The organism is Streptomyces albus subsp. albus (assembly GCF_000725885.1).
Taxonomy (GTDB): Bacteria; Actinomycetota; Actinomycetes; order Streptomycetales; family Streptomycetaceae; genus Streptomyces; species Streptomyces albus.
The window spans coordinates 229562-252165 of record NZ_JODR01000001.1 but is presented as its reverse complement, the minus strand read 5'-3'; the positions used below and the strand labels follow the sequence as shown (position 1 = coordinate 252165).

Here is a 22604-nt window from a genome sequence, read left to right as displayed (position 1 = left end):
GGACCTGCCGGACCGCACCGGGCGGCTCGGCCTGCCCGAGGGGTCCGGCCGGCGTTTCCGGCACCTCCTGCCGTACGGAGCCGGTGGGACTCTGCTGCCCGACGGGACCGATCGGCACCTCCTGCCGCACGGGACCGACAGGGCCCTCCTGCCGCGCAGAACCGACAGGGCCCTCCTGCCGCACCGGGGCGGCAGGGTCCTGGTGCCCGACGGGGCCTGCGGGGCTCTGCCAGACGGCCGTCGCGCCCGCCCCCGGGCCCTCTCGCGGCCCCGCGGGGGCTTCCGGGCCTTCCGGTCTCCGTCCCTCGGACGCGGCCTCCCTGGGCGGCGCCTGGGGCGCTGCGGGCGCCTGGGAAGCCGCCTGCCGCACCGGGGGCGCAGCCGCCTCCGTCGCGCTCCCGGACCCCGGAGCGGAGCCCGGGCCGGTCCCGGGGGCCGGCCCGGGCGCAGGGCCCGGCGCGGTGGGGAGTTGGTCGGGGAGGGGGTCGTTGAGCGGGTCGGCGAGGGCGTCCACAGCAGCGCGGTACGGGTCGAACTCCGCACCGCGCCCGGCACTGTCGCCGTGGCCCGTCGTCACCCGGTGACCGTCCCCAGACCGGCGGCCCGCGGCACCCCCGTCAGGCCGGCTGACCGTTCCACGGCGTCGGTGTCACCGCACTGCACCAGCCAGTTGGCGAGCATGCGGTGGCCCCATTCGGTGAGGACCGATTCGGGGTGGAACTGGACGCCCTCGACGGGGAGTTCGCGGTGGCGCAGGCCCATCACCAGGCCGCCGCCGTCCACTGCCTCGCCGCCGGGTGCGGTCCGGGCGGTGACCTCCAGCTCGTCGGGCAGCGTGCCGTTGCGTACCGCCAGCGAGTGGTAGCGGGTGGCGGTGAAGGGTGAGGGGAGTCCGGTGAAGACGCCGGTGTTCTCGTGGGAGACGACGGACGTCTTGCCGTGCAGCAGTTCGGGGGCCCGCTCGACGATGCCGCCGTAGGCGACGGCCATGGACTGCATGCCGAGGCAGACGCCGAAGACGGGGATCCGGCGCTCGGCGCAGTGCCGCACCATGCCGATGCAGACGCCGGCCTCCTCGGGGGCGCCGGGTCCGGGGGAGAGCAGGACGCCGTCGAAGCCGTCCTCGGCGTGGTGGGGTTCCACCTCGTCGTTGCGGACGACTTCGCAGGTGGCGCCGAGCTGGTAGAGGTACTGGACGAGGTTGAAGACGAAGCTGTCGTAGTTGTCGACGACCAGGACGCGGGCGCTCATGCCACATTTCCCTTCAGTGCGGTGGCCGCGGCGTGGCCGGCCGGAGCGGCCCCGTCCACCGTCACGTCGTTGAACGGCAGCAGGGGTTCCGCCCAGGGGAAGACGTACTGGAAGAGCAGGAAGACGACGCCGACGATCAGCACGATCGAAATCAGTGTGCGCACCCATACGTTGCCCGGCAGGTGCCGCCAGATCCAGCCGTACATGCCCCGATGGTGTCCTCTCTCCTCCCGCGCCTGCATCGGGCGCGTGCTTCCGGCCCACCCAGAGTACGGCGTCAGGGTACGGCCTCACCGGGTGAGCGCGTCCGGTTTCCCTTCGCTCGCGGACTGTGTGGCGTCCAGTCGTCCCCAGGCGATGAGCCGGTGGCTGCTGCCCCATTCCGGGTCGCAGGTGGTGAGGGTGAGGTAGCGTCCGGGCCGGTCGAAGGGGGTGGCGGCCTCGTCGACGGGGGCGGGCACCGCGTCGAGGACGCCGGTGTCGCTGGGCAGGGTGCGGTAGGGGCGCGCGACGATCGTGTAGGTGTACCAGGTGTCGCCGTCGGTCACCACGACCGGGTCGCCGGGCCGCAGCCGGGGGAAGTCCTTGAAGGGGTCGCCGTAGGTGCGGCGGTGTCCGGCGACCGCGAAGTTGCCCTTCGCGCCGAGGGGCGCGCTGCGGGTGTAGTGACCCAGCCCTTTGCGGAGGGTCTGTTTCCCGGTGTTCTCCAGGACCGGCTTGGACCAGCCGCCGCCGAAGCGCGGGATGTACATGACGGCGAAGGAGTTGCCGCTGCGGTACCCGCCCGGAGCGGTGCCGCGCGCGGTGCCTGGCGCGGCTCCGCGTTCGGCCGTGCCGCCGGCCTGGCCGTCACCCGTCGTGTCCTGGCCACGGGACGGGGAGCCGCCCGTCTCCTCGGGGGTGCCGCCGCCCGGTGCGCCGCCGTCCACGGGCCCGGCCGCCCACTGCTTGTGGAGCCGGGCGATCTCGTCGTCGGAGGCGCTGTCGGCGCGCAGCCCGGTCCAGTAGAGGAGGTAGACGACGAAGAGCACGATGAGGACCCCGACCGTGATGCACAGTTCGCTCAGGCTCCGTACGACCGCTCGTAACGCCACGTGCCTCACTCCCGTTCACTCGACGGGTTCGGCCTGCCGGAGATCCACTGTGCCCGAGTAACCCGGAAGAGTCATCGCCTTGTGCTGCTCGACTTTCCAGCCGAGGCCGTAGGCATCGACGTACTCCTGGTAGTTCTGGATGGCGGGCGCCGCGTCCAGGGCGGCCCTGAGACGGTCCGGGTCCCCCACGGCGGTGACCTTGTAGGGCGGGGAGTAGACGCGCCCCTGGAGGATCAGGGTGTTGCCGACGCAGCGCACGGCGCTGGTGGAGATCAGCCGCTGGTCCATCACCTTGATGCCCTTGGCGCCGCCCTTCCACAGGGCGTTGACGACGGCTTGCAGATCCTGCTGGTGGATGACCAGGTCGTTGGGTTCGGGGTCGGGCAGCCCGGGGACCTTCGCGGTGGCGTTGCTGGGGGCGTCGTCGAGGGTGACGGTCAGGCCCTGGCCGGTCAGTTTCTTCAGGCCGGCGCGTTTCTCCAGCGCGTCGATCCGGCGGTCCTCACCGCGGGTGCTGCCGTCGTCGCGCCGGGCGAGGGAGTCGACCTGGCGGCGGAGGCCGGCGGCCTGGTTCTCCAGTTCGGCGTTCTGTCTGCTGCGCTCCTGGATGAGGTCGGAGAGCCGGAGCATCGAGGAGTCGCTGCGCAGATTGGTGCCTTGCGCGGTGTCGAAGCTGACCCAGAAGATGAGACCTGCGAGGGCGAAGACGCCTATCGCGGCCAGCCGGGCAGGCCGGACGATGGATCTGGTCACCGTACCCTTGTCTCCCTCCGCCCTGGGAAAGCACTACGCTAACGGACCACCGTCCCCATGGGCCGTGCGGCGGTCAGCAGCGCATCGACAGGAGAGTCTCTCGTGCCGAAGTCACGTACCCGGAAGAAAGCGGACTTCACGCCCCCGCCGGAGAAGAAGGCCACCAACATCGACCTGCGTGGTGGCGGGCGCGGCTGGGTGGCCCCCCTGATGCTGGCGATGTTCGGTATCGGGCTCGCCTGGATCGTCGTGTTCTACGTCACGAACAGCTCGCTGCCCATCGAGGCGCTGGGGAACTGGAACATCGTGGTCGGGTTCGGCTTCATCGCGACCGGCTTCGTGGTCTCCACGCAGTGGAAATAAGAGTTATCCACAGGCTGATCCACAGCCTTGGATAACTCACAAGATCTGTGGATAACTTTCAGGGTGTTGACGCCGATGTGACCGGCCGGACGGCACCCGGAGACCCGTCCGGCCAGTAACCACAAGGGAAACGCACACCTGACCGAATCCCGGCCGGTCGGGCCACTCCGTGCACAAGATCCCGTACCCGCTGTGGAAAACCCGGGCTCAGCCGAGCTGGAGCGTACGCACCACGAGCAGCACCACGATCACCGCGAGCACCAGCGCGACCGCCCCGTACTGCACCAGCGCACGCTGCCGACGGGGCGCGTGCACCATCGCGTAGGCCAGCACCAGCCCCGCGACCAGCCCGCCGACGTGCGCCTCCCAGGCGATGTTCTTCCATGTGAAGGTGAAGATCAGATTGATCGCCAGCAGGATCAGGATCGGCCGCATGTCGTAGCGCAGCCGCCGCATCAGCACCGCGGTCGCACCGAACAGTCCGAAGATCGCACCCGAGGCGCCCAGCGAAGCCTGCTGCGGGGCGGCCAGCAGATAGGTGACCGCACCGCCGGCGACGCCGGAGAGCAGATAGAGGGCCAGGAAGCGGATCCGGCCCAGCGCCGCCTCCAGCGGCGGGCCCAGGAACCACAGCCCGAGCATGTTCATCGCGATGTGCCAGATCTCCTGGTGCAGGAACATCGAGGTCAGCAGCCGCCACCACTGTCCCTCGGCCACGCCCTCCAGAGGACCGTACGGCTGAGTCACCGCCTGCCCGAACAGCAGCAGCGGATCCAGCAGCCGGTTGCCGACCGCCAGCACGGCGATGAAGACGGCCACGTTGATGCCGACCAGCACCTTGGTGACCAGCCTGGGATCGGCCGTCACCCGGCCCCCGGCCACCGTCCTGGGCCGGGTCGCACCCGGCGGGTGCCCGGTGCCCGAGCCGGACCTGACGCACTCGGGGCACTGGAAGCCCACCGAGGCCGGCACCATGCAGTCGGGGCAGATGGGCCGCTCACAACGCGTGCAGGAGATACCGGTCTCCCGCTCCGGGTGCCGGTAGCAGTGTCTGGGGCCCTGCTGTTCCGCCCCGCCCCCGGGCTGTCCGTCCTGCGCCACGCTCACCCCTCCAGTCTCCCCCACGCACTGCCCCGCCCGCCCTGATTACGGACGGGCGGGGCGGTACGGTTCCCGGCCGGCCGCGGCCGGTCCCGGCTGCCGCTTACGCGCGCTCGACGACCACCGACTCGACGACCACGTCCTGCACCGGACGGTCGGTGCGCGGGTTGGTCTGGGTGCCGGCGATGGCGTCCACCACCTTCTGGCCCGCCTCGTCGGCGACCTCGCCGAAGATGGTGTGCTTGCCCGTCAGCCAGGTGGTCGGCGCGACGGTGATGAAGAACTGCGAGCCGTTGGTGCCCGGCCCGGCGTTCGCCATGGCCAGCAGGTACGGCTTGGTGAACGCGAGGTCCGGGTGGATCTCGTCGGCGAACTCGTAACCGGGGCCGCCGGTGCCGTTCCCCAGCGGGTCCCCGCCCTGGATCATGAAGCCGCTGATGACGCGGTGGAAGACGGTGCCGTCGTAGAGCCGGTCGGTGGTCTTCTGGCCGGTCGCGGGGTGGGTCCACTCGCGGGAGCCCTCGGCGAGCTCGACGAAGTTCTTGACCGTCTTCGGGGCGTGGTCCGGGAAGAGCTTGACCCGGATGTCTCCCTGGTTGGTCTTCAGGGTGGCGTAGAGCTGCTCGGCCACGATCTACCTTCCATCTGTCTGCAGTGACTGTCCCGATCCTCCCACGGACGCCGGGGGCGCCTGCTGACCCGGATGCCCCACGCCCACGGCGCGGGGCGGGGCACGGGCAGCGGACTGTCAGGCATGATCTTCTAAACAGGTGGAAAAACGACTTCCTGTCCTCCGTTTTCGGAGAGACTGCACATGTCATGAGCCACCGAGGAGGAGGATCCCGTGACCGCCAAGGACAGCGTGCGCACGGCGACCGGCACCGCCAAGGAGAGCGTGCGGCACGCAGCGGAGGTGGTGAAGCCCCACGCGGGCCAGGCCATGGACACCGCGGCACGCTACGCGCAGGAGGCCGGCGCCCGGCTGGGACCGAAGGTCGCCAAGGCGGCCGAGCAGGCCCGGCACACCGCCCGCGAAGGGTACGAGCAGTATGTCGGTCCCCGGGTCGCCCAGGCGCGTGACGCCCTCCCCGTCGAGGTCGAGCGGGCCGCCGGGCGTGCGGCCAAGCGCACCCGCAAGGCCGCGCGCAAGGCCGCCGACTACGCGGGGCCCCGGATCGAGAGCGCGGTGACCGACGTCCGCGCCGCCACCGCTCCGGCCCGTGAGGAGGCAGTGCAGCGGGGAGCCGCCGCCGTGGCCGCGCTCCGCAACCAGGTGACGGCCCAGGACATCGAGAAGCTCGCGCGGCGCCGCCGCAGGCGCTCCCGTGCGGGACGGTTCGTGTGGCGGGCCACTCTGGTCGGGCTGGTGGCCGGCGGGGCGTACGCCGCCTGGCGCTGGTGGGACCGGCAGGCCAACCCGGACTGGCTGGTGGAGCCCCCGGCCGCGACGGAGGTCGCCGACCGCTCCCCGCTCACCAGCGTCAACGGCTCCCCGGCCGAGAGCGACGGCCCGGGGCTGGACCCGCAGGTGCAGGCGAAGGAAGACGCCGAGAAGGAAGCGAAGGGTGACTCCAAGGACGGCGACACCGGTGCGGACGCCGAGGAGCGCCGCGAGAAGTGAGCACGCCCGGTACGCGCGAGGGGCGGAGGACCTTCAGGTCTTCCGCCCCTCGCGCATCGCGCCCTGCCCCGCACCCGCGGCGCCCGGCGCCGAGAGCTCGGGAAGCCCGGGTACCGGGGCCAGTACGGCGGCCAGCCCGGTGATCCGCAACAGTCGCAGTACGCGCGGGTCGGCGCAGACGAGGGTGAAGGTGCCGCCGCCCGCCAGGACCCGGGCGCGGATGTCCACCAGCAGGGCGAGTCCGCTGCAGTCGATGAAGGAGACCGGCCGCAGGTCCGCCACCAGCCGGGGTGCGGGCGCCGTGGTGAGCGCGTAGAGCTGGGGTGTGGTGGCGAGCACCACGGCGAGGTCGATCTCCCCGTGCAGTTCCACCACTGTGTATCCGCCGTCCGTACGGGACAGCACGGTGCCGGCCGGCGGCGGCTCCTCCGTCCCGACGGCGCACGTCAGTGTGTGGGCGCTGTCGTCCATCTGCGGTGCCATCGGTGCCCTCACGTATGACCTTGTGACCGTAGGAGTCCGGGGGAAATCGGCCCGTAAGCATAGGCAGCACCCCCCTGACTGGCGCTGCGCCACCCCCGCACCATCACTCGATCGAGTGGAAAACTCCAGTATGGCTTGCGAGTTGACGCACGGGGAGGGTCACGACCGAGCGGAGTCGTCGGGTCCGGGAATACCGGAAATGCCGCGCGTCAAGCCGACAGGCTGCCCGCACCCCGAAGACCCACGGGACGACTAACCCTCCTCGCCGCCCGCCGCGCGAGGGCCGGGACGGAAGGCGTGGCGCCGGGCGAGTGCGACGAGCAGCAACGCTCCGCCGCACAGCACCGACTGCCCCCACGGGAGGGCTCCGCTCCCCAGCCGGCCGAGCACCGTTCCGCCGAGGAGACCGGCCACCGCGATGGCGCCGTTGAAGACGGTCACGAACATCGACTGGGCCACGTCCGTGTGCGGTTCGGCCGCGTCGGCCAGCGCGGTCTGCAGCAGAGTCGGTGCGCCGCCGAAGGTCAGCCCCCAGGCCGCCGTTCCGGCGAAGACCACGGCCGGCAGTCCGGCCGACAGGCCCAGCGCGAGGGCGGCTGCGGCGAAGACGGCGAGGCTCGACAGCGTCACCGGCCTCGGCCGTCTGTCGACGAGGAGGCCGGTGACCCAGATTCCGGCCATCGCCGCCACACCGAAGACGAGCAGCACGACATCGACCCGGCCGCCGAGCCCAGAGGTGGCGAGGAACGGCGCGATGTAGGTGTAGAGCAGGTTGTGCGCCAGCACCCACAGCAGCGTCACGGCGAGCACGGTGCGCACCCCGGGGATGGTGAGTGCGGCACCCGGCGGCGTGCCGGGTCCGGCCGGCCCGCCCGGCATCTGCGGGACGAGCAGCCGGATCCACAAGAGCAGCAGCAGTGCCACCGCCGACATGATCCAGAAGACGCCGCGCCAGTCGACGAGGGAGCCCAGCCACGTCCCCAGCGGGACCCCGAAAGCCAGTGCGACGGGCTGGCCCACCCCCACCAGCGCGAGGGCACGCCCTTGCAGACGGGCGGGGACGAGACGGCGGGTGTAGCCGGTCAGCAGCCCCCAGACGACTCCGGACGAGGCGCCGGCGCAGAAGCGGGCGGCCAGCGTGAGCACCCACTGTCCGGACAGCGCGGTGACCGTGTTGCAGACGAGCAGCCCCACGACGGCGGCCAACAGCACGTGGCGGCGGGGCGCTCGGCGCGTCGCCGCGATGACGGGCACGGCGCTGCACACCGAACCCAGCGCGTACAGCGAGACGAACTGCCCGGCCAGGGCCTCGGATATGTGCAGTCCCGCGCTGATGCGCGGCAGCAGGCCGGCCGGCATCGTCTCGGTCATGATCGCGAGGAAGCCGGCCGTCGTGAACGCCAGCAGGCGCACGACCGGGAGGGAGCCGCTCCCGGTGCCGCCGTGCCGTGCGGGCGCGGTCGACTCGCGGGCGGGCGAGGTGGTCATGGGTGCTCCTCCACCGTGGCGGACCGCCACCGAACTTGTGTGATGTCTGACAAGTTGCGGAGGCAGTGTGCCACCCTGTCCACAGCCCCGGCAACCACCCGGACAATGGGTGGACGGCAGCGTGAAAGGGGACGCACATGCGTGCAGTGGGCCGCCGGTCCTCCGTGGAGGGGGCCATCGCGAGCCTCAACGAGGCCCTGGCCCAAGGTGAGTGGCAGCCCGGTGACAAGCTCCCGGGCGAGCACCGCATGGCCGAGGAACTCGGAGTGAGCCGCACCGTCGTGCGTGAGGCGATCCGCGCACTGGTGCACCTCGGGACGCTCGAGACGCGCCACGGCTCGGGCACGTTCGTCGTCTCCACCGCCGACCCCGCGCCGCTGCTGCGCCGGCTCGGCATGGCCGACGTACGGGAGATCTTCGAGATGCAGCTCGGCTTCGACGTGCACGCGGCGCGCCTGGCCGCCGAGCGCCGCACCGAGGACGATCTCGCGCGGCTGCGGAAACTCCTGCACGCCCGTAACCACGCGACCGAGGCAGTGCTCTTCGCCGGCGCCGACGCCGACTTCCACCTCGCCGTGGTCGAGGCGGCGGGCAACGAGGTGCTGCTGGAGTGCTATCGCTTCTTCGTCGGCCGGCTGCGCGACAGCCTCGAAGCGCTGCGCAGGCAGGATGTCGTCGTGGAGAGCGGCAGCAAGCCGCACGAGGACCTCGTCGAGGCACTGGAGCGCGGGGACGCCGCTGCTGCTGCCGCCGCCGCGGAGGCCGCCATCCGCCCCGGACTCGACGCCCTGACCCGGCTCGAAGGACCGCCCGCACGGAAGTAGGCCACCCCACCCGGCGGCCCTCGGCAGCCGCGTGGGCGAGGCGCGTGCACGGCTCGCCGGGCGGGCGGCCGGAGACCGGGGCGCCACCGCCCGCACGGCGCGCCCGCGCACGCGAAAAGAGGCCCCTGGCCTGCGTCACCGCAGGCCAGGGGCCTCTTCCTAGGTGGAGCCAAGGGGAGTCGAACCCCTGACATCTGCCATGCAAAGACAGCGCTCTACCAACTGAGCTATGGCCCCGTCGGGCACCAGGATACTGGCTTCCGCGCCCTCCTTCCGACCGGGTATCGCCCGCACCTGCCGCCGTCCGTAGGATGCACGGCAAGTTCGCGGGAGCGAAGTGACACAGGGGAGCCCAGGGGAGACGCCATGGACGCAGCAGCACAGGACCCGACGGCGAAAGCGCGCCAGCTCCAGAGTCAGTGGTACGGCGAGCCGTTGGGGACTCTCTTCCGCCGGCTGATCGACGACCTCGGCCTCAACCAGGCCCGCCTCGCAACCGTGCTCGGACTGTCCGCCCCTATGCTTTCGCAGCTCATGAGCGGGCAGCGCGCAAAGATCGGCAACCCGGCGGTCGTCCAGCGTGTCCAGGCCCTCCAGGAACTGGCCGCCGAGGTGGCCCGGGGTGATGTCAGCGCGGCGGACGCCACCAGCCGCATGGAGGAGATCCGCCGGACCGCGGGCGGCAGCGTGCTGGGCAACACTTCGCAGACGGCCTCCTCGGGCACCTCCCAGACCCCCGTCAAGCGTGTCGTGCGGGAGATCCAGGCTCTGCTGCGCTCGGTCTCGGACGCCGCCGACATCATCGACGCCTCCAACGCCCTGGCCCCCACCCACCCCGAACTGGCCGAGTTCCTGCGCGTCTACGGCGCCGGCCGCACCTCGGACGCCGTCAAGCACTACGAGGCACACCAGTCCTGAGCCTGCTGGAGCCCACCGGCAGGGCACCGCACGACGGCGGAACACTCGACGGCGGCACGACGACGGCACAACGGCCACCCGGCAAACAGCACCAGCGGCAGAGCGGCACGGACAGGGAGCGGCGCGGCACCATGGGGGAGATCTTCGCCGGCAGGTACGAGCTGGTCGATCCGGTCGGACGCGGCGGCGTCGGCACCGTGTGGCGGGCCTGGGACCACCGGCGCCGCCGGTACGTCGCCGCGAAGGTGCTCCAGCAGTCCGACGCGTACGCCCTGCTGCGCTTCGTCCGCGAACAGGCGCTGCGCATCGACCATCCGCATGTGCTGGCGCCGCACAGCTGGGCGGCGGACGACGAGAAGGTCCTGTTCACCATGGACCTGGTGGCCGGCGGTTCGCTGGCGCACCTCGTCGGTGACTACGGGCCGCTGCCTCCCACGTTCGTGTGCACGCTGCTCGACCAGTTGCTGTCCGGCCTGGCCGCCGTGCACGCCGAGGACGTGGTGCACCGCGACATCAAGCCCGCCAACATCCTCCTGGAGCCCACCGGCACCGGCCGGCCCCATCTGAGGCTGTCCGACTTCGGCATCGCCATGCGCAAGGGCGAGCCCCGGCTGACCGAGACCAACTACGTGGTCGGTACGCCCGGATACTTCGCGCCCGAGCAGATGCTGGAGGCCGAGGCCGACTTCCCCTCCGACCTGTACGCGGTGGGCCTCGTGGGACTCTTCCTGCTCACGGGCCGCAAACCGGACAGCCAGGCGCTGTTCGAGAGCTACGAGAACGGCACGCCCCCGCCGCCCGGCGGTGTGCCCGAGCCGCTGTGGCAGGTCCTCGGGCAGCTGCTGCAGCCCGACCCGGCCGCCCGCTTCAGGACCGCGACCGGGGCCCGCAAGGCGCTGGCGAGCGCGGCCGAACTGCTGGACGGGGACGCCACGGTGGAGCGGGAGACCGTCGAGGTCTTCGACCATCTCGGCCCGCTCCCCGAGGGGTTCGGCCCCGACGGACCGGTCCGCGCCGCGACACCGCACCCGGCCGGCCCCCACACCCCTGCGACCGGTTCCGCGCCGCACGCCTCCGCAGCCGCCCCGCCCACGGCTGCCTCCTCCGCTCGTGGAGCCGCCCCGCACGCGGCTCCCGCGCCGCTGACGACGCCGACCGTGCCGCGGCCGTCCGACACGGGCAGCTTCGTGCTGCAGCCCCCGGCACCCCATGCCTCCACGGCCGTGGCCCCCGCAGTACCGCACCCCGCGCAGGGGCCGTACCCGGGCGCCGTCCCACAAGGACCGGGCACCCACCCGTACGCGGCAGCGCGGACGGCCGTGCCGCCCCTCACCGCGCCGCCGGCACCGCCGCGCAGGCCCGGCCCGCCGGCGAAGGTGGCCGTACCGATGCTGGTGGTGGCAGTGGTGTGCCTGATCACAGGCTTCTGGGCCCTCGCAGCCGCCGGCTGACACGCACCACCGGCATGCCCCCTCGCAGCCGCGAGCCGGACCGCGCCCGGCGGCGGCCCGCGCCCCAGCGGCGTGCCACCCGACAGGCTCACAACCAACAGGCGCCAACCAACACGCGCCACCCGGGGAAAGGGCGGCCCCCCGCGAAAACAGCGGTGCCCGGCCCGCGGTCAACGGGCCGGGCACCGTATGTCCGGTGGGCGGCCCCGCTCCCAGGGGACGCCCGGCCTCATCCCGGTGAGGGGGGCACCGGTCACTCCCAGGCCGGCCGGACAACGGGTGGGATGCGGAGCCGGACGGAAAAGTTCACGGGGACGGGGGGAATCCTCCGGGCCCGGGGGTGCCGCCCGGCGGGCCCGCGACCGGCTGGACGGCAGCGGCGCCGCCCCGCCGGGCCAGCAGCGTCCAGGCGGCCAGGACGGCCAGGAGTGCCGTTCCGGTGCCGATCCCGCTCCAGCCGACCGTGCGCAGCAGTGCGGCCTCGGCCGCGGCGTCGTCGGCCTCGGCCCGGGTCAGCCTCTTGGCGGCCGTCTCACGGTCCTCGTCGCTCACGCCGATCCCGGCCGCCCGCGCGTCACCGCCGTAGCGGGGCCCCGGCTTCGGCTTGCCCCGCACGGCGATCCGCAGGGTGACCGGAACGCCCTGCGGGAAGGGCCCGGCCAGGTCGGGCCCGGCGGTGACGGCCACGTAGTACCAGCCCGCCAGCCGGGTCGCGGAGTTGGCGGAGGCGAACCGGTTCTCGTAGCGGACGGGGTTGCTGTAGTGGTCGGTCTTTCCGCCGTCCCCGTCGTAGCTGGTGAAGCTCTCGGAGTAGAGGGGTCCGCGGGCCGGGTTGTAGACGTTCATCCGGAAGCCGCGGGCGACGAACCGGCCGGCCCCGTCCTCGCGCCGGGCGGCGTTGGGCAGTTCCACGGCGGTGTGGAGCCGCTGTCCCCAGTCGACGGGCACCCGGTACCAGCGCGTCTCGCCGGGGCGCAGCCGGTCCTTCCACACTCCGCCGCCCACCGCGCGCGCGTCGTTGAAGCCGGAGCCGCCGGCCACCGGGCGGGGCGTACCGGAGGGCGGGGCGGGACGGGGGCTGTCGGCGTCGGACTCGTTCTCCGTGCCCGGGTGCGGCGCGGGAATGCTGCCCTTGAGGGCCGGCTCCCGCAGGACGGACAGCTCCAGCGGCCAGCGCGATGGGTCGTCGCCGTCCTCGCGTACGACCCGCACCAGGTAGGGGCCGGCGGCGCGGCAGGAGCTGTTCCCGTCCGCGCCGGTCAGCCGGGCCACGTAGGCGGTGAGCGGGAAGGCGGTCTGCCCGGTGCCCGTCACCTTCTCGCTGCCGCAGGAGTCCCCGTCGGTGGTGCGCAGCGAGATCTCGATACCGTCCCGGTAGTCGATCCGGGTGCCGGGGGCGGGGAGCGCGGTGGCGCTGAGATGCACATCGGAGCGGGCATCGAGGTCGAGGGCGTAGAAGTGCTCCTCGCCCGGTCCGATCCGGTCGGTGGCCGGGCCGGTGCCGAGCGCGGGGGCGTCGGCGCTGCTCGGGGAGCCGTGCACCCGCTGCGCGTCGTCGGCCGTCTCGTACGGGCGCGGCCGGTCCGCCGCGTGGGCGCCGGGCACCGCGGGGCCCGCGGACAGCGCCGTGGCGCACACCGCCGCCGCCACCGTGACCGACCGGAGCCGCGCCGGCGTGCCTGCCCGCCGGGGCCCTTCGTTCCGCCTCACCACGTGCCCCCTCGTCACTCCTCCGCGCCGGGCCCGGGCGTCGCGGGCCCGCGGCGGCACGTGCGGCGATCCGTTGTCGTACGCAACTTGTCGGGGAGCCGGCCGGTGTGCCCGCCGGGCACGGCCCCCCAAGAGAGCGCCGTCCCGGCGTCCCCGGCTCCGCCGCCAGCACCGTATGGATTTGCACGAGCAAGTCACAAGGGGGTGCGTGTCACGGTACGGCAACGAGAAGGCCCCGGCCGCACAAGGGCGGTCCGGGGCCGGAAACTCGTCTGGTGGTGTCGTTCGCGCGGTTACACGCCCGAACCTGCGGGCACGGAGTCGGTCGCCTCCGTCCACAGGTCCTGCTCGGCGCGGTCCGCCTGGATCTGGCGGTACACGAGGAGACCGCCGATGGCGGCCAGTGCGACCAGGATCAGCTTCTTCACCGGGCTACCTCGTCCTTCGTAGACATTGGGACCTCTAGGCGGCCGATGATACCCAACCGTGTCCTGGCACCAAGGGGTCGGGCCGAGTGCGCCGACACGTGCCGTCAAGCCGTGCGCGAGCGCTTCTTGTGCTTGGTCCTGGACCGCTCCTCCATCTGGAGCTCCCGCTCCGCTCCGGGCACCCCCTCGCCCAGTTGCCGGCCGCGTTCCCGCTCGGCGTTGAACTCGGCGCCCAGCAGGATCGCCAGATTGGTCAGCCACAGCCACACCAGGAAGACCACGATGCCGCCGAGCGCGCCGTAGGTCTTGTTGTACGAGCCGAAGTTGGCCACGTAGAAGGCGAAGCCCACCGAGGCGACCAGCCAGACGACCAGCGCGATGACCGCGCCGGGCAGCACCGAGGAGAAGCCCCGCAGCTTCGCGTTGGGCGAGGCGTAGTACAGCACGGCGATGATCAGGATGACGACCAGCACCATCACCGGCCACTTGGCCCAGTTCCACGCGGTGACCGCCGTGTCGCCGGCACCCAGGGCGCTGCCCGCCTTCCGGGCGAGCGGCCCGCTGACCACCAGCGCCACCAGCACCGCGGCCTGGAGCAGTACAGCGATCAGCGTCACCAGCAGCTGCACGGGGCGGAGCTTGAAGAACGAGCGCCCTTCCTCCACCTCGTAGATCACGTTGGAGGCGCGGATGAACGCCCCCACGTACCCGGAGGCGGTCCACAGCGCACCCAGCGCGCCGACGATCAGCAGCACGGTCGGTGTGCCGGAGCCGGAGGCCATGGACTCGATGGGTTTCTTGAAGGTGTCCACGGCCGAGGCCGGGCCGATGGAGGAGACCAGGTCGGTCAGCGTGCTGATGATCTTCTTCGGACTCATCACCAGACTGACCAGGGAGATCAGCGCGATCAGCGCGGGGAAGATCGACAGGACCGCGTAGTAGGTGAGCGCGGCGGCCGAGTCGGAGAGATTGTCCTCCTTGAACTCGGTCAGCGTCCGCTTGAGCACCTGCCCCATGCCGCCGCTGCGCCGGTGTGCCGGCCCCTCGGGGCGCCGCCCGGACGTCTTCTCCCGCTCGGGGCCCGCCTCCGCGCCGGCGCCGCCCCCAGGGTGCGGACGGCCACCGGTGCCCCCGCTCTCGCCGCCGTCCCGCGGTGCCTGGCCGCCGCCTGGCCCGGGCGCCCCGCCTGCTCCGGACGCGCCGTCGGGCTCAGGACGGTTCTCGGGTGCGGGCGTGCCCTGAGGGCCGGGCCCCGGCTCGGACCGAGGGTCCGGCCCGGGCCTGGGCCCGTACTCCGGATCGGGCTCGGAACTGGTCATCGCAGCACTCCGCTCGCCGACAGGACGCCGGCCGTACCGGCGTCACGGACGCGCTACCGGTACCAGGGCCGCACCCGGGGCAAACGTCCCCGCCCGAGCCGGCCCGGCGCCCGCCGCCGAAGCCCCGGACACCGGCCGGCACACCCGCGCGGTCCCGGGCGGAGTCTTCCGCTCCCAAGCGAAAGGCCCGGCCCCTCCGAGAGGGGCCGGGCCTCGCTGCCGGTGCGGCTACCTGGACTTGAACCAGGGGCCTCTTCCTTATCAGGGAAGCGCTCTAACCGTCTGAGCTATAGCCGCGCGCTGCACGGAAAGATTAGCGCACCTCAGGCCGTGTTCCCAAATCGGTTCCGCGACCCCTCCCCGGCGGGCCTATTCGTCCTCGGCGAGGGTCAGCTCCACGCCGCCGACGAAACCGGCCGAAAGGTTGTAGATGAAGGCACCGAGGGTGGCCAGGGCGGTGGCCAGCACCACGTTGATCAGGGCGATGAGGGAGGTGAAGGCCAGCACCCTGGGCAGCGAGAGGAAGGTCTCCAGGTCGAAGCCGCCGTTGCCGTCGGCGCTGGTGGCGTCGCTGACGGTGCCGCCCAGGGTGGAGAAGACGCCCATCGCGTCCATCACCATCCACAGCACGGCCACCGCGACCACGGTGCACACGCCCAGCGCCACGGCCAGCAGGAAACTGACCTTCATCACCGACCACGGATCGGCCTTGGCCACCCGCAGCCGGGCCTTGCGGGTCCGGGGCACCGTGCGGGCCCCGGTGCGGGGCTTGCGCACGGCCTCCGGCCGCCCCTCGTCCTTCCCCGACCGGGGGGACGGATACGCCTGGGGCGGCCGGTGCGGCTGCTGCTCGGCCTCGGACTCCGTCGGTGAAGGTGGCTTCGCCTCCGGCTGCGGCTGCGCCTTCGGCTGAGGCTGAGCACCACTCACGCCCTGCTCCTAGTCCTCGTCGTCCTGGTCGGTACCAGTCGGTACTAGGTCGGTACCAGTCGGTACTACTCGTCGTCGGAGCCGGGCTCGTCCTGCTGCTCCCCCTCGTCGGGGGCGCCCACCGCGGCGTCCACTTCCTCGGCTTCGCGGCCGGCTTCGGCGTTCCGCGCCACTCCGACGACGGCGTCCTTCTTGCCCAGGTTGATCAGTTGGACGCCCATGGTGTCACGGCCGGTCTCACGCACCTCGCTGACCCGCGTACGGATCACACCGCCGCCGAGCGTGATGGCGAGGATCTCGTCGCTCTCCTCGACGACCAACGCGCCCACCAGCGACCCCCGGTCCTCGACGATCTTCGCTGCCTTGATGCCCAGTCCGCCGCGGCCCTGAACCCGGTACTCGTCCACGTCGGTGCGCTTCGCGTACCCGCCGTCGGTGGCCGTGAACACGAACGTACCCGGCCGCACGACGTTCATCGAGAGGAGTTCGTCGTCCTCGCGGAAACTCATCCCCTTGACGCCGGAGGTGGCCCGGCCCATCGGACGCAGCGCGTCGTCGGTCGCGGTGAACCGGATCGACTGCGCCTTCTTGCTGACGAGCAGCAGATCGTCGTCGGGGGAGACCAGTTCGGCGCCGATCAGCTCGTCGTCGCGGCCGTCCTCCATCTGCCGCAGGTTGATGGCGATGACACCGCCGGAGCGGGGCGAGTCGTAGTCCTTGAGCGGAGTCTTCTTCACCAGACCCGACTTGGTGGCCAGCACCAGGTACGGCGCGGCCTCGTAGTCGCGGATGGCGAGGATCTCGGCGATCTGCTCGTCCGGCTGGAAGGCCAGCAGATTGGCCACGTGCTGGCCGCGTGCGTCCCGCCCCGCGTCCGGGAGTTCGTACGCCTTGGCCCGGTAGACGCGGCCCTTGTTGGTGAAGAACAGCAGCCAGTGGTGGGTCGTGGAGACGAAGAAGTGGTCGACGATGTCGTCTTCCTTCAGCTTCGTGCCGCGCACACCCTTGCCGCCCCGCTTCTGGGCGCGGTAGTCGTCGGTCCGGGTGCGCTTGACGTAACCGCCCCGGGTGATGGTGACGACGATGTCCTCCTCGGCGATCAGGTCCTCGATGGACATGTCGCCCTCGAAGGGGATCAGCTGGGTACGGCGGTCGTCGCCGTACTTCTCGACGAGCGCCGACAGTTCCTCGCCGATGATCTGCCGCTGCCGCTGCGGCGAGGCCAGGATGGCGTTGTACTCGTCGATCTTCGCCTGGAGTTCGTCGTGCTCGGCGGTGATCTTCTGCCGCTCCAGGGCCGCCAGCCGGCGCAGCTGCATCTCCAGGATGGCGTTGGCCTGGATCTCGTCGATCTGGAGGAGACCCATCAGGCCCTCGCGCGCCACATCGACGGTCTGGCTGCGCCGGATCAGCGCGATGACCTCGTCGATCGCGTCCAGCGCCTTGAGCAGACCGCGCAGGATGTGGGCCCGCTCCTCGGCCTTGCGCAGCCGGAACCGGGTACGGCGCACGATGACGTCGATCTGGTGCGCGACCCAGTGCCGGATGAAGGCGTCCAGCGACAGGGTGCGCGGCACGCCCTCGACCAGGGCCAGCATGTTGGCGCCGAAGTTGGTCTGGAGATCGGTGTGCTTGTAGAGGTTGTTGAGGACGACCTTGGCCACCGCGTCCCGCTTGAGCACGATCACCAGCCGCTGGCCGGTGCGCGAGGAGGTCTCGTCGCGGACGTCGGCGATGCCGCCGACCCGGCCGTCCTTCACCAGATCGGCGATCTTCAGCGCGAGGTTGTCCGGGTTGACCTGGTAGGGCAGCTCGGTGACGACCAGGCACTGGCGGCCCTGGATCTCCTCGACCTCCACCACGGCCCGCATCGTGATCGAGCCGCGCCCGGTGCGGTACGCCTCCTCGATGCCCTTGCGGCCCACCACCAGGGCACCGGTGGGGAAGTCGGGGCCCTTGATCCGCTCCATGAGGGCGTCGAGCAGCTCCTCGTTGGAGGCGTCCGGGTGGTCCAGGAACCACTGGGCACCGGCGGCGACCTCGCGCAGGTTGTGCGGCGGGATGTTGGTCGCCATACCGACGGCGATGCCGGCACTGCCGTTGATCAGCAGGTTCGGGAAACGCGACGGCAGCACCGTCGGCTCCTGGTTGCGGCCGTCGTAGTTGTCCTGGAAGTCGACGGTCTCCTCGTCGATGTCCCGGAGCATCTCCATGGCCAGCGGCGCCATCTTGCACTCGGTGTACCGCATGGCCGCGGCCGGGTCGTTGCCCGGCGAGCCGAAGTTGCCGTTGGAGTCCACCAGCGGCATCCGCATCGACCACGGCTGGGCCAGCCGCACCAGCGCGTCGTAGATCGAGGTGTCGCCGTGCGGGTGGTAGGTACCCATGACGTCACCGACGACGCGGGCGCACTTGTAGAAGCCCTTCTCGGGGCGGTACCCGCCGTCGTACATCGCGTACAGCACCCGGCGGTGCACCGGCTTGAGGCCGTCGCGGATGTCGGGCAGCGCACGGCTCACGATCACGCTCATCGCGTAGTCGAGATAGGAGCGCTGCATCTCCGTCTCAAGGCTGACGGGCTCGACGCGGGCGCCCGCCTCGGTGTCCACCAGCGCGCTGTCGGGCGCGGGGGCGTTCTCAGGCGTCGGCTCTGGGGTGGTGGGGGTCTCGTCGGCCATGGCTCAGTTCAAGTCCTCGTGTCTGTACGGCCGTCGGGCGCCGCGGCGGGAGAACTCTCCCGCCGCGGCGGCGACCGGCCTGGGGGCTCCTGCCGGCCGAAGCCGGAAGGGGCGTGGGTCCGGGGCCCTCCCGTCCGAAGGCCGGGGAAGGCTGGGCGACCAGTTCGGCCGGCGCCTCCGACTAGATGTCCAGGAAGCGGACGTCCTTGGCGTTGCGCTGGATGAACGAGCGACGGGCCTCGACGTCCTCGCCCATCAGGATGGAGAACAGGTCGTCCGCGGCGGCGGCGTCGTCCAGCGTCACCTGGCGCAGCACCCGGTGCTCGATGTCCATCGTGGTCACCCGCAGTTCGTCGGCGTTCATCTCGCCCAGACCCTTGAAGCGCTGCACCGAGTCGTCCCTGATGCGCTTGCCCTGCTCGCGGCCGAGCTGGATCAGGCTGTCGCGCTCCGGGTCGGAGTAGGCGTACTGGAACTCGTCCCGGCTCCACTTGATCTTGTACAGCGGCGGCTGCGACAAGAACACGTGCCCGGACTCCACCAGGGGCCGCATGAAGCGGAAGAGCAGGGTCAGCAGCAGGGTGTTGATGTGCTGGCCGTCGACATCGGCGTCCGCCATCAGAATGATCTTGTGGTAGCGGAGCTTGGAGATGTCGAAGTCCTCGTGCACCCCGGTGCCGAACGCCGAGATCAGCGCCTGCACCTCCGCGTTCTGGAGGACCTTGTCGATCCTGGCCTTCTCCACGTTGAGGATCTTGCCGCGGATCGGGAGGATCGCCTGGTACTCCGGGTCACGGCCGGACTTGGCCGAACCGCCCGCGGAGTCACCCTCCACGATGAAGATCTCGCACTTGGCCGGGTCGTTCGACTGGCAGTCCGACAGCTTGCCCGGCAGCGAGGCCGTCTCCAGCAGCCCCTTGCGCCGCGTCAGGTCCCGCGCCTTGCGGGCCGCGACCCGCGCGGTGGCCGCCTGGATGCCCTTGCGGATGATGTCCGCGGCCTCGTTCGGGTTCCGGTCCAGCCAGTCCGTCAGATACTCGTGGACGATCTTCTGGACGAAGGTCTTCGCCTCCGTGTTGCCCAGCTTCGTCTTCGTCTGGCCCTCGAACTGCGGCTCGCCCAGCTTGACGGAGATGATCGCCGTCAGCCCCTCGCGGATGTCCTCACCCGTGAGGTTGTCGTCCTTGTCGCGCAGCAGCTTGCGGTCCCGCGCGTACCGGTTGATCAGACCGGTCAGCGCCGCCCGGAAGCCCTCCTCGTGCGTGCCGCCCTCGTGCGTGTGGATCGTGTTGGCGAAGGAGTAGACCCCCTCGCTGTACTGGTTGTTCCACTGCATGGCGACCTCGACCGAGAGCATCCGCTCCTTGTCCTCGGCCTCGAAGTCGATCACCGTGGGGTGGACCAGCTCGCCCTTGCGCGAGTTGAGGTAGCGGACGAAGTCCGAGATGCCGCCCTCGTAGTGGTAGCGGACCCCGTTCGGCCGGCCCTCCTCGTCGACGTGGCCCTCACGCTCGTCGGTCAGGGTGATGGTCAGCCCCTTGTTGAGGAACGCCATCTCCTGGAACCGGCGCGAGAGGGTCTCGAACGAGTAGTCCGTCGTCTCGAAGATGTCGCCGTCCGCCCAGAAGGTGACCGTGGTGCCGGTCTCCTCCGTGGCCTCGTTCCGGGCCAGCGGCGCCGTGGCCGCACCCAGCTTGTAGTCCTGCGTCCAGCGGTAGCCGTCCCGCTTGACCTCCACCGCCACCCGCGTGGAGAGCGCGTTGACGACGGAGACACCCACGCCGTGCAGACCACCGGAGACCGCGTAGCCGCCCCCGCCGAACTTGCCGCCCGCGTGCAGCACGGTCAGCACGACCTCGACGGCCGGCTTGTTCTCCGAGGGGACGATGTCCACCGGGATACCGCGGCCGTTGTCGGTCACGCGCACCCCGCCGTCGGCGAGCAGCGTCACATCGATGGTGTCCGCGTAGCCGGCCAGCGCCTCGTCCACGGCGTTGTCGACCACCTCGTAGACGAGGTGATGAAGGCCACGCTCACCCGTCGACCCGATGTACATACCGGGCCGCTTGCGGACCGCGTCCAGCCCTTCCAGGACCGTGATCGCACTCGCGTCGTACGACGGCTCCGGCCCGGGCGCCGCCGCACCGGCCGCGACACCGGGCCCGGCGCCCTCGCCGTGATCAGGGGATTCGGGGTGTGCCTCCGCGGACTGCGGCGGAGTCGTCTTGTCGTTCTCGTTGAGATCGCCGGAATCGGCCACGAAGCGCCCTTTCTGGCACAGCACAGGCCGTCTCCTGGGCAATGCGGAGCGGCTGCGTCGTTCGACATGTTCCGCAACGGTGCGGTAGTCCCCCAGTGTACCGGTGGCCGCCATATGAGTGGGGGTTTGCCGGTGCCTGAGTCCACATGTGGCGCCCTCAACCGGCGTCCATCGACTCCCCATATCTGGACAGGGGGGCCAGGAGCCTCACAGTGGCACTGAGCGCTTCGGCCGGTCTCCATCAGTTCCGGTCCGCACACACACCGCGACGACCCCCTCCCGGCCCTCACCCGTAGGTGTCCCCCGGCCCCCTGCTGCCCGGTGCCCGCAAGGGTCCGTACCCCCTGCGCGGCGCCTCCGGACCCCGCACCTTGATCACCTTCACCGTGCCGTGGCCCAGGTCCTCGTTCAGCCGGGCCACCAGCCGCGGAGCCAGCAGCCGCAACTGCGTCGCCCACGCCGTCGAATCGCAGCGCACCAGCAACGTGCGCTCCTCCTCGTCGTAGTGCTGGGGCTCGCAGTGCTGGGCGACCTGCGGGCCCACCAGCTGCGGCCAGCGGCCCATCACCCCACCGACCGCGGCCGGGGTCTCCCAGCCGCGCTCCGCGATCAGGCGGCTCACCGCCGCACCCAGCGGCAACGGGTCACGACCGTCCCGCCGGGCCCCCGAACGCAGCCCACCGCCCCGGCGGGCCTGCCGCCGCTGCTGCGCCTCCGCACCACGGGCCCGCGCCTGCTCCCTGGCCGCCCGCAACGCCACCCGCGCGAGATCCACCCCGCGGGCCGGGGTCTCCTTCTCCGGCGACCCGTCGCTCACGCCGGGGCCACCTCCCCGTCCGCCACCGTGAAGCGGGCGCCCTCAAGCCCCTCGGGCACGTCCTCGGGCACCGCCGCCGTGACCAGCACCTGCTCGGCCGGGGCGACCAGCTCGGCCAGCCGGGAGCGGCGGCGCGCGTCCAGCTCGGCGAACACGTCGTCCAGGATCAGCACCGGCTCGTGCCCCTCGCTCTTGAGCAGCTCGTAGGCGGCCAGCCGCAGCGCCAGCGCGTACGACCAGGACTCGCCGTGGCTCGCATACCCCTTCGCGGGCAGCTCCCCCAGCCGCAGCAGCACATCGTCCCGGTGCGGACCCACCAGGGTCACCCCGCGCTCGATCTCCTGCTTGCGGGCCTCACCGAGCGCTGCCAGCAGCCCCGTGTACAGCTCCTCGCGGGAGGCGCCCACCACCGGGCCCCGGTACTCGAAGGCGACCGGGCCCCCGCCCGGCGCCAGCCGCTCGTACGCCTTGTCCGCCAGCGGGCCCAGCACGGCCAGCAGGTCCAGCCGCTGCGCCAGCAGCTCCGCCCCGGACCTGGCCAGATGCTGGTCCCACACATCGAGCGTGGACAGATCCATGGCCCGGCCGCCGTGCCGGCGGGCCATCGCCGCCGACTTCAGCAGACTGTTGCGCTGCTTGAGCACCCGCTCGTAGTCCGAGCGCACCCCCGCCATCCGCGGGGCCCGGGCCGTCACCAGCTCGTCCACGAACCGGCGCCGCTCACCCGGATCACCCTTGACAAGCGCCAGGTCCTCCGGCGCGAACAGCACGGTCCGCACGATGCCCAGCACGTCACGGGGCCGCACCTGCGACGAACGGTTGATCCGCGCCCGGTTGGCCTTCCCCGGGTTCAGCTCCAGCTCGACCAGCTGCTCCCGTTCGCCCTGCCGCACCTGGGCACGGACGACGGCCCGCAGGGCTCCCGAGCGCACCAGCGGCGCGTCCGCGGCGACCCGATGGCTGCCGAGCGTCGCCAGATAGCCGACGGCCTCCACCAGATTCGTCTTGCCCTGGCCGTTCGGCCCGAGGAACGCGGTCACGCCCGGACCGAGCGGCACCTCGGCCCGGGCGTACGACCGGAAATCGGCGAGCGAGAGATGCGTGACGTGCATCGG

At 71.7% G+C, this 22604-nt stretch carries 21 protein-coding genes and 2 tRNA genes; 5 read left to right on the top strand and 18 right to left on the bottom strand.

Going from position 1 to position 22604, the window contains the following annotated elements; genetic code table 11:
• Positions 1-573 precede the first annotated feature (573 nt).
• The 4 genes from IO40_RS0101040 to IO40_RS0101025 form a co-directional block, all read right to left on the bottom strand.
• Positions 574-1251 (bottom strand): aminodeoxychorismate/anthranilate synthase component II, encoded by a 678-nt coding sequence (locus IO40_RS0101040; protein ID WP_016472035.1) that lies wholly within the window; start codon positions 1249-1251, stop codon positions 574-576.
• Positions 1248-1457, bottom strand: a complete 210-nt coding sequence (locus tag IO40_RS0101035; protein WP_030406651.1) for a hypothetical protein — start codon at positions 1455-1457, stop codon at positions 1248-1250. Before IO40_RS0101035 ends, IO40_RS0101040 begins: the two co-directional genes overlap by 4 nt.
• Positions 1458-1541: 84 nt before the next feature.
• Positions 1542-2345, bottom strand: a complete 804-nt coding sequence (locus IO40_RS0101030; RefSeq protein ID WP_031174661.1) for a class E sortase — start codon at positions 2343-2345, stop codon at positions 1542-1544.
• Positions 2346-2360: 15 nt separating this feature from the next.
• A complete protein-coding gene (locus tag IO40_RS0101025; protein ID WP_016472038.1) occupies positions 2361-3098 on the bottom strand; it encodes a DUF881 domain-containing protein in 738 nt (245 codons plus the stop codon).
• A 102-nt stretch (positions 3099-3200) separates the two neighbouring features.
• Here IO40_RS0101025 and crgA point away from each other — a divergent pair, with 102 nt between their 5' ends.
• On the top strand, positions 3201-3461 hold the full coding sequence (crgA, locus tag IO40_RS0101020; protein WP_016472039.1) for a cell division protein CrgA: 261 nt from the start codon (positions 3201-3203) through the stop codon (positions 3459-3461).
• A 207-nt stretch (positions 3462-3668) separates the two neighbouring features.
• Here crgA and IO40_RS0101015 read toward each other — a convergent pair whose 3' ends face one another.
• Positions 3669-4568 carry a rhomboid family intramembrane serine protease gene (locus IO40_RS0101015; RefSeq protein WP_055496092.1) on the bottom strand — a complete coding sequence of 300 codons (900 nt, stop codon included), beginning with the start codon at positions 4566-4568 and terminating at the stop codon, positions 3669-3671.
• 97 nt (positions 4569-4665) lie between these two features.
• A complete protein-coding gene (locus IO40_RS0101010; RefSeq protein WP_016472041.1) occupies positions 4666-5193 on the bottom strand; it encodes a peptidylprolyl isomerase in 528 nt (175 codons plus the stop codon).
• 213 nt (positions 5194-5406) lie between these two features.
• Between IO40_RS0101010 and IO40_RS0101005 the strand changes: the two genes are divergently transcribed.
• Positions 5407-6183, top strand: coding sequence for a DUF5324 family protein (locus IO40_RS0101005; protein WP_030406653.1), 777 nt, complete (start codon positions 5407-5409; stop codon positions 6181-6183).
• Positions 6184-6216: 33 nt separating this feature from the next.
• On the opposite strand, the gene IO40_RS32955 is transcribed toward IO40_RS0101005, so the two are convergent.
• Both IO40_RS32955 and IO40_RS0100995 read right to left on the bottom strand, forming a co-directional pair.
• Positions 6217-6678, bottom strand: a complete 462-nt coding sequence (locus tag IO40_RS32955) for an STAS domain-containing protein (RefSeq protein WP_234029896.1) — start codon at positions 6676-6678, stop codon at positions 6217-6219.
• 240 nt (positions 6679-6918) lie between these two features.
• Positions 6919-8154, bottom strand: a complete 1236-nt coding sequence (locus IO40_RS0100995; RefSeq protein WP_031174660.1) for an MFS transporter — start codon at positions 8152-8154, stop codon at positions 6919-6921.
• 137 nt (positions 8155-8291) lie between these two features.
• On the opposite strand from IO40_RS0100995, the gene IO40_RS0100990 reads away from it, so the two are divergent.
• Complete coding sequence (locus tag IO40_RS0100990; RefSeq protein ID WP_031174659.1) at positions 8292-8978, top strand: FadR/GntR family transcriptional regulator; 687 nt, start codon at positions 8292-8294, stop codon at positions 8976-8978.
• Positions 8979-9142: 164 nt separating this feature from the next.
• Here IO40_RS0100990 and IO40_RS0100985 read toward each other — a convergent pair.
• Positions 9143-9215: transfer RNA gene (locus IO40_RS0100985), tRNA-Ala, on the bottom strand.
• 129 nt (positions 9216-9344) lie between these two features.
• Here IO40_RS0100985 and IO40_RS0100980 point away from each other — a divergent pair.
• Both IO40_RS0100980 and IO40_RS0100975 read left to right on the top strand, forming a co-directional pair.
• Complete coding sequence (locus tag IO40_RS0100980; RefSeq protein WP_016472044.1) at positions 9345-9896, top strand: helix-turn-helix domain-containing protein; 552 nt, start codon at positions 9345-9347, stop codon at positions 9894-9896.
• A gap of 131 nt (positions 9897-10027) precedes the next feature.
• Positions 10028-11347: a serine/threonine-protein kinase gene (locus IO40_RS0100975; protein ID WP_016472045.1), complete on the top strand. Its 1320-nt coding sequence runs from the start codon at positions 10028-10030 to the stop codon at positions 11345-11347.
• 306 nt (positions 11348-11653) lie between these two features.
• Here IO40_RS0100975 and IO40_RS0100970 read toward each other — a convergent pair whose 3' ends face one another.
• The 9 genes from IO40_RS0100970 to recF form a co-directional block, all read right to left on the bottom strand.
• Positions 11654-12985: a hypothetical protein gene (locus IO40_RS0100970; protein WP_135567208.1), complete on the bottom strand. Its 1332-nt coding sequence runs from the start codon at positions 12983-12985 to the stop codon at positions 11654-11656.
• Between the two features lie 365 nt (positions 12986-13350).
• Positions 13351-13485 carry a DLW-39 family protein gene (locus IO40_RS38430; protein WP_016472047.1) on the bottom strand — a complete coding sequence of 45 codons (135 nt, stop codon included), beginning with the start codon at positions 13483-13485 and terminating at the stop codon, positions 13351-13353.
• A 104-nt stretch (positions 13486-13589) separates the two neighbouring features.
• Positions 13590-14804, bottom strand: coding sequence for a YhjD/YihY/BrkB family envelope integrity protein (locus IO40_RS0100960; protein ID WP_031174657.1), 1215 nt, complete (start codon positions 14802-14804; stop codon positions 13590-13592).
• Between the two features lie 223 nt (positions 14805-15027).
• Positions 15028-15101, bottom strand: a tRNA-Ile gene (locus IO40_RS0100955).
• Positions 15102-15173: 72 nt separating this feature from the next.
• Positions 15174-15734 carry a DUF3566 domain-containing protein gene (locus tag IO40_RS32950; RefSeq protein WP_016472049.1) on the bottom strand — a complete coding sequence of 187 codons (561 nt, stop codon included), beginning with the start codon at positions 15732-15734 and terminating at the stop codon, positions 15174-15176.
• A 65-nt stretch (positions 15735-15799) separates the two neighbouring features.
• The gene (gene gyrA / locus IO40_RS0100945; protein WP_016472050.1) at positions 15800-18412 is read right to left on the bottom strand and encodes a DNA gyrase subunit A; all 2613 of its coding nucleotides are present in this window, start codon (positions 18410-18412) and stop codon (positions 15800-15802) included.
• A gap of 181 nt (positions 18413-18593) precedes the next feature.
• Positions 18594-20696, bottom strand: a complete 2103-nt coding sequence (gene gyrB, locus IO40_RS0100940; protein WP_031174656.1) for a DNA topoisomerase (ATP-hydrolyzing) subunit B — start codon at positions 20694-20696, stop codon at positions 18594-18596.
• 262 nt (positions 20697-20958) lie between these two features.
• On the bottom strand, positions 20959-21489 hold the full coding sequence (locus IO40_RS0100935) for a DciA family protein (RefSeq protein WP_031174655.1): 531 nt from the start codon (positions 21487-21489) through the stop codon (positions 20959-20961).
• Positions 21486-22601: a DNA replication/repair protein RecF gene (gene recF / locus IO40_RS0100930; protein ID WP_031174654.1), complete on the bottom strand. Its 1116-nt coding sequence runs from the start codon at positions 22599-22601 to the stop codon at positions 21486-21488. Before recF ends, IO40_RS0100935 begins: the two co-directional genes overlap by 4 nt.
• Positions 22602-22604: the final 3 nt, after the last annotated feature.

Coding starts and splice junctions, on each gene's coding strand:
- IO40_RS0101040 (WP_016472035.1), bottom strand. CDS start 1,251: ATGAGCGCCCGCGTCCTGGTCGTCGACAACTACGACAGCTTCGTCTTC.
- IO40_RS0101035 (WP_030406651.1), bottom strand. CDS start 1,457: ATGTACGGCTGGATCTGGCGGCACCTGCCGGGCAACGTATGGGTGCGC.
- IO40_RS0100995 (WP_031174660.1), bottom strand. CDS start 8,154: ATGACCACCTCGCCCGCCCGCGAGTCGACCGCGCCCGCACGGCACGGC.
- IO40_RS0100990 (WP_031174659.1), top strand. CDS start 8,292: ATGCGTGCAGTGGGCCGCCGGTCCTCCGTGGAGGGGGCCATCGCGAGC.
- IO40_RS0100980 (WP_016472044.1), top strand. CDS start 9,345: ATGGACGCAGCAGCACAGGACCCGACGGCGAAAGCGCGCCAGCTCCAG.
- IO40_RS0100975 (WP_016472045.1), top strand. CDS start 10,028: ATGGGGGAGATCTTCGCCGGCAGGTACGAGCTGGTCGATCCGGTCGGA.
- IO40_RS0100960 (WP_031174657.1), bottom strand. CDS start 14,804: ATGACCAGTTCCGAGCCCGATCCGGAGTACGGGCCCAGGCCCGGGCCG.
- gyrA (WP_016472050.1), bottom strand. CDS start 18,412: ATGGCCGACGAGACCCCCACCACCCCAGAGCCGACGCCTGAGAACGCC.
- recF (WP_031174654.1), bottom strand. CDS start 22,601: ATGCACGTCACGCATCTCTCGCTCGCCGATTTCCGGTCGTACGCCCGG.